This window comes from Chryseobacterium taiwanense, from assembly GCF_000813825.1.
GTDB classification, from domain to species: domain Bacteria; phylum Bacteroidota; class Bacteroidia; order Flavobacteriales; family Weeksellaceae; genus Chryseobacterium; species Chryseobacterium taiwanense.
In genome coordinates this window covers 48829-61050 of record NZ_JWTA01000004.1, presented here as the reverse complement: position 1 = coordinate 61050, position 12222 = coordinate 48829, and the positions used below count along the sequence as shown (strand labels likewise).

Annotated in this window: 12 protein-coding genes; 8 read left to right on the top strand and 4 right to left on the bottom strand. The window is 33.5% G+C overall.

The genetic code is table 11. From position 1 onward, the window contains the following. Window positions 1-238: 238 nt before the first annotated feature. The 3 genes from RM51_RS03910 to RM51_RS03900 all read right to left on the bottom strand — a co-directional run bounded on the left by RM51_RS03910 (window position 239) and on the right by RM51_RS03900 (window position 4085). Entirely contained in the window at window positions 239-1672 is a 1434-nt protein-coding gene (locus RM51_RS03910) for a serine hydrolase domain-containing protein (protein WP_039365397.1), read from the bottom strand. Between the two features lie 211 nt (window positions 1673-1883). Then, the gene (locus RM51_RS03905; protein ID WP_039365395.1) at window positions 1884-3194 is read right to left on the bottom strand and encodes a dihydrolipoamide acetyltransferase family protein; all 1311 of its coding nucleotides are present in this window, start codon (window positions 3192-3194) and stop codon (window positions 1884-1886) included. A 63-nt stretch (window positions 3195-3257) separates the two neighbouring features. Beyond that, window positions 3258-4085: an SAM hydrolase/SAM-dependent halogenase family protein gene (locus RM51_RS03900; RefSeq protein ID WP_039365393.1), complete on the bottom strand. Its 828-nt coding sequence runs from the start codon at window positions 4083-4085 to the stop codon at window positions 3258-3260. A 130-nt stretch (window positions 4086-4215) separates the two neighbouring features. On the opposite strand from RM51_RS03900, the gene RM51_RS03895 reads away from it, so the two are divergent. From RM51_RS03895 to RM51_RS03865, 6 genes are all read left to right on the top strand, one after another. Further along, window positions 4216-5172, top strand: coding sequence for a PhoH family protein (locus RM51_RS03895; RefSeq protein ID WP_039365392.1), 957 nt, complete (start codon window positions 4216-4218; stop codon window positions 5170-5172). 84 nt (window positions 5173-5256) lie between these two features. Then, window positions 5257-5919: a porin family protein gene (locus RM51_RS03890; RefSeq protein WP_039365390.1), complete on the top strand. Its 663-nt coding sequence runs from the start codon at window positions 5257-5259 to the stop codon at window positions 5917-5919. A gap of 116 nt (window positions 5920-6035) precedes the next feature. Beyond that, window positions 6036-6545 carry a hypothetical protein gene (locus RM51_RS03885; RefSeq protein WP_039365388.1) on the top strand — a complete coding sequence of 170 codons (510 nt, stop codon included), beginning with the start codon at window positions 6036-6038 and terminating at the stop codon, window positions 6543-6545. Between the two features lie 401 nt (window positions 6546-6946). Continuing rightward, entirely contained in the window at window positions 6947-7603 is a 657-nt protein-coding gene (locus tag RM51_RS03875) for an outer membrane protein (protein WP_039365384.1), read from the top strand. A gap of 71 nt (window positions 7604-7674) precedes the next feature. After that, the gene (locus RM51_RS03870; protein ID WP_039365382.1) at window positions 7675-8349 is read left to right on the top strand and encodes an outer membrane beta-barrel protein; all 675 of its coding nucleotides are present in this window, start codon (window positions 7675-7677) and stop codon (window positions 8347-8349) included. Window positions 8350-8377: 28 nt separating this feature from the next. Next, window positions 8378-9001 carry an outer membrane protein gene (locus RM51_RS03865; protein ID WP_039365380.1) on the top strand — a complete coding sequence of 208 codons (624 nt, stop codon included), beginning with the start codon at window positions 8378-8380 and terminating at the stop codon, window positions 8999-9001. A gap of 82 nt (window positions 9002-9083) precedes the next feature. Here RM51_RS03865 and ffh read toward each other — a convergent pair whose 3' ends face one another. Further along, window positions 9084-10445, bottom strand: coding sequence for a signal recognition particle protein (gene ffh, locus RM51_RS03860; protein ID WP_039365378.1), 1362 nt, complete (start codon window positions 10443-10445; stop codon window positions 9084-9086). A 200-nt stretch (window positions 10446-10645) separates the two neighbouring features. Here ffh and RM51_RS03855 point away from each other — a divergent pair, with 200 nt between their 5' ends. After that, the gene (locus RM51_RS03855) at window positions 10646-11041 is read left to right on the top strand and encodes a hypothetical protein (protein WP_165584982.1); all 396 of its coding nucleotides are present in this window, start codon (window positions 10646-10648) and stop codon (window positions 11039-11041) included. Between the two features lie 53 nt (window positions 11042-11094). Continuing rightward, window positions 11095-12195 (top strand): F0F1 ATP synthase subunit A, encoded by a 1101-nt coding sequence (gene atpB / locus RM51_RS03850; protein ID WP_039365374.1) that lies wholly within the window; start codon window positions 11095-11097, stop codon window positions 12193-12195. The last annotated feature ends 27 nt before the right edge of the window (window positions 12196-12222 follow it).

Here is a 12222-nt window from a genome sequence, read left to right as displayed (position 1 = left end):
CGGAGGTTAAAAGTACGTCAATTTTATGGATTTTATTTGTAAAGTGAATCTTTACTATCTACGACTTAAATAATATGTTTAATTATTGATTTGTTAATAAAATTAAAAAATAATTAAATTTTATTTAATATTAAAAAGTAAATATTGCTAGTTCTTTGATTAAGTAATTATTGTTGATTATAAATGAAAAATCCCAACTTTCGCAGGGATTATATTGAGTGAATTTATAGGTTGGATATTAATTTTTTTGAGTCATGACAGTATTAATTTTCTCAATCATATTTTGTGCATTGGTATTCTGAGGATTGAGTTCAAGTGATTTTTTATAATTTTTCAGTGATAGTGCATAGTTTTTTGCTGAAAAATATCCGTCACCCAAACTGTCAAAAGCATTTGCCGATTGTGGATGTTCTTTAGCATTGAGTTCAAAAACTTTAACAGCTTCATCAGTTCTTGAATTTCTCAATAAGCTATAACCAATACTATTCAGAAGGTTTTCAAAATCCCATGTTGGATTTTTTGCTTTGAGGCTATGGTAATTTTTTTCAGCATTAGGATTATCTTTTTTAGAAAACTCAGAAATAATGGATTCCTCTGTTAATGAATAGCTATCTGCTAATTTTTCATCAATCATACCCGCAATATGATTTACCATTTGATATTGTACCGGAAAGAAATTATATCCGTTCGACATCATAATGATCGTCATATTATTCTGCGGAAAAATTCTGTAAGCGCTTACATTCCCACCAGAGAAACCATAAGACGGAATAGTATTCGTTGTATTGATTTCCCAACCGTAAGCAAAGACATCGCTTTTGTTTCCGTACTCAAACGGTTTCCACATCATTTCTTTTGTGTTTTGATTCAGTAAATTATTTTTATTGAGATGATTGCTCCATTGTAAGAAAGCGGGGAGAGTGATTGCTAATCCGTTTCCGGAATGTGCTCTCATTCCATCATTGAAGGTCGATTTTTCGTATTGATGTGTTGTTGAATTATAATTGTATTTCTGAACTCTATTAGGAATTTTTTCAAAGGAATTTGATGAAAAATATACCTGATCTTTTACATCGGAAAGCTGATTATTAATGATAAAAGTATCGAAAGATTCTCCTGTAATTTTTTCAATAATCATGGTAAGCAGCATATAATTGGTTTGATTATATCTGTACTCATTTCCTGTACTGAAATCCATTTTCTCTTTGCCTAGGCGTTCAATGGCTTTATTGTTAGGGTCTTCAGGTAAAATATCATTGATAGCAACAACATCCGGCATTCCCGATGAATGGGTCAAAAGATTTTTAACCTTAATGTTCTGCCAATCTTGTGGAAGATGCTCAACATATTTTGAGATGGGGTCTTCTAAAGATAATTTCCCTTGTTCAATCAATTGAAAAATACCGACGTTTGTCATTAATTTTGAAGTAGAATATACCCTGAACATTGAACTGGGACCCACTTTTTTAAGATCGTCAAGGTTTTCAGTACCGTAATAGTGTTCAAAAATGACTTTGTTATCTTTTATAATCCCAAGAGCCAATCCCGGAATTTGATTGTTTTTCATCACTTCTTTTACATAGCTATCAATCAATTTTGTCTGATTGGTTTGTTGTGAGAAAGCAATTGCAGAAGTATTTAAAATGAATGTTGCTAACAGGATATGTTTCATATTTTGATGAGTGGAGTTTATGTTTTTATGTAAGACATTTTAGTGGCTTATTTTCTTACATGGTTTGTCCAGTATTTGTATAAAATGTTACACTTTTTTCTCAATAAAAAAACCTCCGAAAAAATTCGAAGGTTTAGTATTTTTAAAGATGTTTCGATAAGCTCAATATGATCATTAGAATCATTGATAACTTATCAATTATCATCTATAATTAAATTTCAGTGTTCAGATCCCAGTTTTCAAGGTAATCATGAACATGTTTCAGCATCATTCCACCTAGAGAACCATCTACCACTCTGTGATCGTAAGAGTGAGACATGAACATTAGGTTTCTGATGGCAATTACATCACCATCTGCTGTTTCAAGAACTGCTGGTTTTTTAACGATAGCTCCGATTGCTAAAATTGCAACCTGTGGTTGAGGAATGATAGGAGTTCCCATCAAGTTCCCAAAGCTTCCTACGTTAGAAATAGTATAAGTAGCCCCTTGAGTATCTTCAGGTCTTAATTTCTTGTTTCTTGCTCTGTACGCTAAATCGTTGATCGCTTTTGCCAACCCTGAAAGAGATAGCTGATCTGCATTTTTAATGACAGGAACAATAAGGTTTCCGTCTGGTAAAGCAGTTGCCATACCGATATTGATGTTTTTCTTTTTAATGATATTTTCACCATTAATAGAAACGTTGATCATTGGGAAATCCTGGATTGCTTTTACAACCGCTTTCACGAAAATAGGCATGAAAGTTAGTTTTTCACCTTCACGCTTTTCGAAAACAGCTTTGTTTTTGTTTCTCCATTTTACTACGTTGGTAACGTCTGTTTCAATGAAAGAAGTAACGTGTGGTGCAATTTGCTTAGCCTTCACCATGTTTTCAGCAATGATCTTTCTCATTCTATCCATAGGAATGATTTCGTCACCTGCTGCAACAGGAATAGTAGAAGCCGGAGCTGAAGTAGCCACTGGTTGTGGAGTAGAAGCTACCTGTATCGGAGCAGCTTGTGGAGCTGGCTGGTTTCCTCTGTTTTTAACGTAAGTTAAAATATCTTCTTTTGTAATTCTTCCCTCTAAACCACTTCCTTTGATAGTTTTTAGTTCAGATTCAGAAATGTTTTCTTGCTGTGCGATTGATTTTACAAGTGGAGACAAGTAAAGATCTCCCGAAAATTCTGTTGAAGCAGCTGTTTGAAGAGGCTGTTCAATTGTTTTTAAAGTTTCAGCATCTGGAGCAGCTACCGGAGTTTCATTTGTTACTTCTTCTGCAGCTGTATTTCCGCCTTCTCCTTCAATCTCTAAAATAGCAATAGCTTCACCTACTTTTGCAACCTCGTCTTTCTGTTTCAAAATCTTTACGATTTTCCCCGAAACTGGGGTTGGAACGTCTGAATCTACTTTGTCTGTTGCAATTTCTACTACGGAATCATCTTCCTTTACATTATCACCTTCGTTGAATAACCAAGTGATAATAGTAGCTTCCATAACACCTTCTCCCATGGAAGGAAGCAATAATTTGTACTCTGCCATTTTTAATTTTTAGATTTTGACAAATATATAAAAAAAATCGGTTTTTTTATGAAATGTATAATTTTAGAAAAATTCAATGTAAATATTCTCTCCTACGTTCATTCCGAACAGGCTTTTAGCCCCGTTTTTTTTACTTCCTTTATAGATCGTAAGCTCCAAAAGCTGGCTGTCATTGAAGATTGCGGCTGACTGACCATGAAACTCTGTTTCTCTTTCCCAATCCGAAACAACTTCTGTATGGCTTGAAAAAACTTTTGAAAGGGCTAAGTTTCTGAACTTGATGGTGAAGTTCTCATACCCGTTTCCAACACTTTCAAATAAATCTTTACTGATATTTGAAATGATATTTCCGAAATTATCAATGTATGTTACTTCCCCAATAATCATCCTTTCAGATTCATTATAGACAGGTTTGGGGAATAAAAGTTGTTTTGCGGTATCAATTTTTCGCCCAATTACTCCAGGAAGTCCACCGTTAGCCAAATGCACGGCTGCAGGAACAAAAATATCTGTTGACGTGAAATTAACGATATCGTCGAACCTGTTATTTAAAGTGATTTCAAAAATAGCTTCCGGTTTGATGTCAAAAAAGATCAAGCTTAAAAGACCATTATCAGCTGCAATAAAGTAATGACCATCTGCTTTGTATAAGATGTTTTTTCTCGATTTATGCTGAAAGCTGTCGACAGCAAGAATATGAATACTGCCTTTCGGAAAATGTTTGTAAGCGTTTCTTACAATGTATGAGGTCTGTACAAGGTTGAAAGCCTGAATATCGTGGGTGATATCAACAATATTAACCTTCTGATTCAGAGAAAGAATACTGCCTTTCACAGCGGCGACTCTGTAATCCAAATTTCCGAAATCTGAAGTAAGGGTAATAATTGACATTAATAGTTTGTAGAATAATAGAACTGCAAATTTATCTAAAATAAAAAGAAAGCCCGAAATATTCTAGAAAAGAATTTGATAAAAATTTCAAAAAAAGCTTTACATTTAAAATCTAAAATAAAAATACTGCATGTTTGAATTGACATATGATTTGGAAGATATCGACATGAAAATCTTCTACGGAGTTAATAACCAATTTTTCAATTTAATAAAATCAAGTTTTCCTACCCTTAAGATAACAGGGAGAGATCATTTTATCTTTGCGATGGGGAATCAGGAGGCTTTAGATATATTTAAACAGAAACTTGATGATATCGTTAAGTTTATCTCAAAAAACAACTCTATCGGGCTTAAAGACGTTGAAAACATCCTCAATTTAAAAGACGAAAATGAAAAGCAACTTGTTTTTGATCAGGACATCATTGTAAAAGGAGTAAATGGTAAAGTCATTAAAGCTAAAACAACCAATCTTAAAAAATTAGTTAAAGAAACTGAGAAAAAAGATATGGTTTTTGCAATCGGTCCTGCGGGAACGGGTAAGACTTATACCAGTGTAGCTTTGGCGGCACGTGCTTTAAGAGATAAAGCGGTAAAAAGAATTATATTGACCAGACCGGCTGTAGAAGCAGGGGAGAGCTTAGGATTTTTACCGGGTGATATGAAAGAAAAGTTAGACCCCTATATGGCGCCACTTTATGATGCTCTTCGAGATATGATTCCTCATGAGAAACTGGAAGGTTTTATTGAGAAAAAAGTGATTGAAGTAGCGCCGTTGGCTTTTATGAGAGGAAGAACGTTGGATGATGCTTTTGTAATTCTTGATGAAGCACAAAATACAACACATTCTCAGATGAAAATGTTTTTAACGAGAATGGGGATGAATGCAAAGTTTATCATTACAGGTGACCCAAGTCAGATCGATTTACCGCCAAAACAGCAATCCGGGTTAAAAGAAGCGATGAGAATTTTGAAAGATGTTAAGGAAATAGGTTTTGTTCATTTAACGGAAGAAGATGTAGTGAGACACCCTGTTGTTAAGAAGATTATTTTAGCATATAACGAAGAGGATAAGCGTCAGAGAGATTAATTTTCGTTAAATTTTAATAATTCTTGTTAAATCCGCAAAAAGTGATATATTTGCTCGCTAATTTTTTAGAAAAACAAATATATCATGAAAAAACTTTTACTTATTGCAGCTGTTGCTGTCATGGGAAGCAGTGCTTACGCACAGGAATTTAGATTCGGGCCAAAAGCCGGTTTTGCAATGTCGACAATGAAAATTGATGAAAATCAAGATGATTTGGGAAAAAGAAGTATGGATCCCAAATATACTTTTTACATTGGAGGGATGGCAGAATACAAAATCAATGATAATTTCGGATTTCAGGCAGAACTTTTATATTCACCGCTTGGAGCAAAAGAAAAAATCGATGGGATAAATGCTGGAATTATGTTTGTGGGTGAGCAAACTAAAGTGAATCTAGGAACAGTATTGGTTCCGATTTCTGCAAAATATTTCATTACAGAAGGTTTGTCTGTAGCAGCAGGAGCTAACTTTGGCGTTATTCTTTCCGCTAAACAAAAAACGGTAATCGGTTCTGATTTTGCTGATATGGAAATTGAAGGAGAATCCGGAGAGGTAGATATTAAAGATGATATCAAAAAATTAAACATTGCTCCGTTTGTTGGGGTAGAATACATGTTTGAGAATGGATTCTTCATTGATGGAAGATACAGTATGGGGGTATCAAACCTTTCTAATGACGGAAGCGGAGGAAAAGTAACCAACAGCTTTGCTCAAATTGGAGTAGGTTTCAAATTTGGAGGTAACTAAGATTGATTTCTTAACTGATAAAAATAAAGCAGGACAAAAAAAAGTCCTGCTTTTTTCATGAACGGCATTTAGTTTGCTATACCTATTTTTTAGAATAACATTTTAAATATTAAACAATGAAAAAATTATTATTACTAGGTGCTTTTGCGCTTTTTGGTGGTATAGCGCATGCGCAGGAAGGTTTTAGACTTGGAGGTCATATTGGAGCTCCGCTAGGTGACGCTGCAGATGCTGCAAGCGTTACAATAGGTGTAGACGCTGCTTATATGTGGAATATTACTAAAGGTTTGGATATCGGTGCCACTACAGGATATTCTCACTTTTTTGGAAAAGACCAAGTAGATGATTTCGGATTTATTCCAATTGCAGCATCAGGAAAATATAAATTTGATAAAATTCCTCTTTTTGTAGGATTAGATTTAGGAGCGGCGATTTCAACTAAAGACTATATCAATAGTGGTTTATATGTTGCACCAAGAGTTGGGTATCAAATGAAAAATGCAGAATTGTATTTAGGATTCCAAAATATCAGCAGCAGATATAAAAATCATGGAGGGTACTGGTATGATGATGACAGATATAATTTTGGAGCTGTAAACTTCGGTGTAAATTTCTTTTTGAAATAATAAATTAAGAAATAATTATCATAAACTCCGGCTGTAGAGCTGGAGTTTTTATTTTTTATAGTAAGGTATTTTTAAGTTTTGATATTTTCAATTAAAAAATACTAGCTTTTTTTGAATGGATAGATCATATATTAATTTATTATACAATATTGGGCTGAAATTACTGAGTTTTATGATTTTTTTAAGCCTGAAAATTTTGAAAAGTAACTTTTTTTATATTCTAAATGATAATTTGTTGTTTTTTTATTCAAAATATTGTGAAAAAGTCAAAAATGCTTGTTTGATGGGATTTATATTGGAAAAATTACAAACTTTAACAATGATATTAATCACATTAACAAATTTTAATATTAGCGTAGACCCTTATAAATTTGTACTCAGAAAGTATTAAAATTATTAAAATGAAAAAATTATTATTAGCAAGTGCTATTGCACTTTTCGGTCTATCTAATGCTCAGATTGCTAAAGGAACAGCTTACCTTTCTGGATCTGTAGGATATTCTCAAACAGAAACTAACAACGGTAACAATAAACTAGAAAACTTCAACGTATTGCCAACAGCTGGTTATTTCGTAGGAACAAACTTAGCAGTAGGTTTAGGAGTAGGGTACCAGACTCAAAAAGAAACTAATGTTTCTACTACTGTATTATCAGGTGCTACAATCGTAAATACTAACGAAACTAAGCAACCAGCTTTTGTTGTTGCTCCTTTCGTAAGAAAATACTGGACTTTAGGCGATAAATTATACATCTTCGGTCAATTAGCAGTACCAATGGAGTTTGGAAAAACTGAGGTTGAAAATTCTTCTGTAGTAACTTCAGGTTCTACAACGTCTACAACTTCTACTTCTACTGAAGCTAAATACACTCAAGTTGGTGTTACTGTAAAACCAGGTTTAGATTATTTCTTAAACAAAAACTGGTCTATCGAAGCTACAATTGGAGAGTTTGGATATAACAACTACAAACCAAAAGACGGTGAAGCTACAAACAACTATAACTTCGGTTTGAACTTATCTTCTGTAACTTTCGGAGTTAAGTATGTTTTCGCTAAATAATGTAAGCTAAAAGCATTAAAAATAAAAGTCCTAAGTTTTCTTAGGGCTTTTTTATCATTATAAAACTATACATGAAAAAACTAATATTAGCAGGTGCTATTGTACTTTTCGGGCTTTCTAATGCCCAAATTACTAGGGGTAATGTTTATTTAACTGGACAAATAGGTTATTCTAAAAAAGAGAATAAAAACATTGATGTCAAAATAGAAACGTTAAAAATAATTCCTACTATAGGCTTTTTTATTGGTTCTAATTTGTCTATTGGTACTGGGATTGGTTATACTAATAGTAAATCAAATACCTTTGAAGTAATAGCTGCAAACCCTAATTTATTTTTTATAACAACTAGAGAGAATAGATCTGCTGTTGTCGTTAATCCTTTTGTTAGAAAATATTGGACATTGTCTGAAAATTTGTATTTTTTCGGACAATTAGAAATACCAATGGAATTTGGAAAAACTGAAACGTACGAGTATGTATCAAATGTTTCAAATCCTATTAATGGTATATATTCAGTAAACCCTGCTACGGATATCAAAACAAATTATACATCAATCGGCGTAAATGTAAAACCTGGTCTGGATTATTTTCTAAACAAAAACTGGTCTATTGAAGCGACAATAGGGGAGTTTGGGTATAAGAATTTAAAGTATAAAGAGACAGATGCTAAAGCTCTTAACAACTATAACTTCGGTTTAAACTTATCATCAATCACTTTTGGAGTGAAATATATTTTTGCTAAATAAAAAAATAAACTTTTTTAAATAAATAAACATGAAAAAATTATTACTAGCAGGTGCTGTTGCACTTTTCGGTTTGTCAAATGCTCAAATGACTAAAGGAGACTGGGTAATCAGTGGAAATACTGGTATGGGTTTCAACAGTGTTGATACTAAAACTAAAGTAGAAGGACAAAGCTATGATGGACCAAAAGTAAGTACGTTCTCTATTACTCCTTCTGCGGGATATTTTGTAATTGATAAATTGGCAGTAGGAATTGACCTAGGTTTTACAAGCATTACAACAAAAGAAGACGGTGATAAATCAACAATCTCTAGCTTTTCTGTAATGCCTACAGCAACTTATTATTTTGCAAACAGCAGCAAATTGGTTCCTTTCTTAGGTGCAGGTGTTGGTTATGCATCTAATAAAACAAAAGAAACTTATTCAGGAACTTCAGATGAGTACACTGCTGATGGTTTAGCTTGGAAAGTAAAAGGAGGGGTAACTTATATGGCGACTCAATCTTTAGGGATCAACTTAGGAGTTTCTTTTGATCAGTTTTCTAACAAAGAAACTTTTATGGGAACAGAGTTTAAAAATACTGTAAACACTTTCGGTGTAAACGTAGGGTTCTCTTATTTCATCAAAGCTAAAGCTCAAAAAGGAGATAAATAGTCAACTATTGTAAGCTTAAAATAAAAAAAAATCCGACTCAATTTTGAGTCGGATTTTATATTTATTGGATGTTGTTTAGGTTTTATTTTCCAAACATTCCACCCATTCCAGGCATATTTGGCATTTTGCTCATCATCTGCATCATTTGCTTTCCTTGAGGTCCTTGCATCATCTTCATCATTTTGCCCATTTGGTCGAATTGCTTCATTAATTGGTTTACATCCTCAATTTTTCTTCCGGCTCCTCTTGCAATTCTGTTCTTTCTTTGGGTATTGATAATAGAAGGTCTTCTTCTTTCTTCCGGAGTCATAGAGTAGATGATCGCTTCGATGTGTTTGAAAGCATCATCACTGATTTCAACATCTTTGATCGCTTTTCCAACTCCAGGAATCATTCCCATTAAATCTTTCATGTTACCCATCTTTTTGATCTGATTGATCTGCTTCAAGAAATCATCAAAACCAAATTCATTTTTTGCGATTTTCTTGTGAAGTTTCTTTGCTTCTTCTTCGTCAAATTGCTCTTGCGCTCTTTCTACTAAGGAAACAACGTCTCCCATTCCCAAGATTCTGTCTGCCATTCTTTCCGGGTAGAAAAGATCTAAAGCTTCCATTTTCTCACCTGTAGAAATGAATTTGATTGGTTTTTCAACTACAGAACGAATCGTCAATGCAGCTCCACCACGAGTATCACCGTCTAATTTCGTTAAAACAACCCCGTCGAAATTTAAAGCATCATTGAACGCTTTCGCTGTATTTACTGCATCCTGACCGGTCATTGAGTCAACAACGAATAGGGTTTCGCTTGGCTTAATGGTAGCATGAACTGTTTTGATCTCGTTCATCATCTGCTCGTCAATTGCCAAACGACCCGCTGTATCTACAATTACGATATCGTGACCATTAGATTTAGCAAAATTAATGGCATTCTGTGAGATGCTTGAAGGATCCATAGAACCTTCTTCTGTGAAAACAGGAACCCCGATTTGTCCACCTAAAACTTTTAGCTGGTCGATTGCAGCAGGACGGTAAACGTCACAAGCAACCAAAAGAGGTTTTTTATTTTTTTTGGTTTTTAAATAATTAGCAAGCTTCCCTGAGAAAGTTGTTTTACCAGAACCCTGAAGACCTGCGATAAGAATTACAGATGGTTTTCCTGAAAGATTAATTCCTTCCTGAGAACCTCCCATTAAATCTACTAATTCATCATGAACGATTTTAGTCATCAATTGTCCGGGAGTAAGCGAAGTAAGAACGTCTTGTCCTAAAGCTTTATCTTGAACTCTTTTAGTAAGATCTTTTGCAACTTTATAATTAACATCGGCATCTACCAATGCTCTACGAATCTCTTTTACGGTTTCCGCTACATTGATTTCCGTGATTTTTCCACGTCCTGAAATATTATGAAGCGCTTTGTCTAATTTATCCTGTAAACTATTAAACATATGTATTGTAAATTATAGGTGTGCAAAAATAAGGAATTTTTTAGTAATCAAACCTGTTCGACACGTAATATTATATAGGATATGAAATATTATGGTGCGTAAAATAGAAATGATTGAGATGATATAAATCAAATCATGGAAAAATAAGATAGAAAAAGTCTATTTTTGCGATAAATCAAAATGAACCTAATTGATGTTAGGTGAAAATAAATTTTAGAATGAAAGCTAATCCTAATATTCTGGTTACAGTATTATTTTTTTTAACATTCCTGATTCATTTTTCTCTTTGGAAATTTGTTTTTCATTTGGATGAAATTGTTATTGTGAAATTTTACTTATTCCTAAGTGTGATGTTTATGATGATGATTACATTGGTAATTTTAATAAACAGAGTAGCACCACAATTTTTAGGAATGTCTGTAATAGGATTAATTCTTTTAAAATTTGGTTTAATGTTTTTAATTAGAAAGAAATTGGACTTTGAAGCTATTCCAGGCTATAAATTTCATTTTATAATTCCATATTTTATCCTGACAGCGCTGCTTACATACTATGCGATAAAGCTAATTAATCATGATAAAAAACAGGAAAATTAATTATTGAAACTAGAAAAAATATCATATTTTTGCACAACGAAAAAAACCTATCAATGTTTAAGAAATTCGCAGTTTTATTTTACAGTATTTTTGTATTAAACCTAGTGTCTGCACAGCATGGCGAGGCTACTACTGGTGCCGCTCCAGCTAAAGAGCTTTCAGAGAAAGACAAAGTAACTAAAGAAAACAAAGAGTTCATCGATCATCACTTGTTGGATGCACATGATTTCACATTGATGGTGGATAAAGACGGTCACCACATTGGTTTTCCTCTTCCGGTTATTTTCTATGATAATGGTTTTCATTCTTTCATGAGCAACGGTAAAGAAGGTTTTATGCACGGAGAGCCTGTAGAAGTAGACGGTTCTTTTTATGTATTACATCATGAGAAAATTTATAAAACAGATGCAAAAGGGACATTAACTTTAGGTAAAGATGGTCACCCAACTAATGAAAAACCACTAGATCTTTCGATTACTAAAAGTGTACTTATTATTTTCTTAGTTGCGGTTGTAATGTTATTAGTTTTCACAGGAATGGCTAGATCTTATAAAAAGTCTCCAGTTCCAAGTGGTGCTGCTAGATTCTTAGAGCCATTGGTAATCTTCGTAAGAGACGAAGTTGCTATTCCAAATATCGGACATAAGTATAAGAGATTTATGAGTTATTTATTAACGGTATTTTTCTTTATCTTGTTCCTTAACGTATTAGGTTTGATGCCTTTCGGAATCAATGTTACAGGTAATATTACAATGACATTCTTCTTGGCTATCCTTACATATTTAATCACTACATTCTCAGCGAATAAAGATTACTGGAAGCATATTTTCTGGATGCCTGGAGTTCCGGTTCCAATGAAGTTTATCATGTTGCCAATCGAATTATTAGGAACTATTACTAAGCCTTTCGCTTTGATGATTCGTCTTTTCGCGAACATGACTGCAGGTCACATCGTAGTAATGACACTTATCGGTTCAATCTATATTTTTAACAACTGGATCGCTGGAGTAGCATTCCCATTCTTAACATTAGTAATTTATCTGCTAGAAGTTTTAGTAGCATTCCTACAAGCTTATATCTTTACAATGTTATCAGCACTATTCATTGGAATGGCTGTTGAAGAGCACGAACATGAACATCATGCAGCTCACTAATTAAAATTTGAAATTTAAACTAAAAAC

What these genes read in the sequence shown, in the direction of transcription:
- RM51_RS03910 (WP_039365397.1), bottom strand. Translation starts at nt 1,672, where the DNA reads ATGAAACATATCCTGTTAGCAACATTCATTTTAAATACTTCTGCAATT.
- RM51_RS03905 (WP_039365395.1), bottom strand. Translation starts at nt 3,194, where the DNA reads ATGGCAGAGTACAAATTATTGCTTCCTTCCATGGGAGAAGGTGTTATG.
- RM51_RS03895 (WP_039365392.1), top strand. Translation starts at nt 4,216, where the DNA reads ATGTTTGAATTGACATATGATTTGGAAGATATCGACATGAAAATCTTC.
- RM51_RS03865 (WP_039365380.1), top strand. Translation starts at nt 8,378, where the DNA reads ATGAAAAAATTATTACTAGCAGGTGCTGTTGCACTTTTCGGTTTGTCA.
- RM51_RS03875 (WP_039365384.1), top strand. Translation starts at nt 6,947, where the DNA reads ATGAAAAAATTATTATTAGCAAGTGCTATTGCACTTTTCGGTCTATCT.
- RM51_RS03890 (WP_039365390.1), top strand. Translation starts at nt 5,257, where the DNA reads ATGAAAAAACTTTTACTTATTGCAGCTGTTGCTGTCATGGGAAGCAGT.
- atpB (WP_039365374.1), top strand. Translation starts at nt 11,095, where the DNA reads ATGTTTAAGAAATTCGCAGTTTTATTTTACAGTATTTTTGTATTAAAC.
- RM51_RS03885 (WP_039365388.1), top strand. Translation starts at nt 6,036, where the DNA reads ATGAAAAAATTATTATTACTAGGTGCTTTTGCGCTTTTTGGTGGTATA.
- RM51_RS03900 (WP_039365393.1), bottom strand. Translation starts at nt 4,085, where the DNA reads ATGTCAATTATTACCCTTACTTCAGATTTCGGAAATTTGGATTACAGA.
- RM51_RS03870 (WP_039365382.1), top strand. Translation starts at nt 7,675, where the DNA reads ATGAAAAAACTAATATTAGCAGGTGCTATTGTACTTTTCGGGCTTTCT.
- ffh (WP_039365378.1), bottom strand. Translation starts at nt 10,445, where the DNA reads ATGTTTAATAGTTTACAGGATAAATTAGACAAAGCGCTTCATAATATT.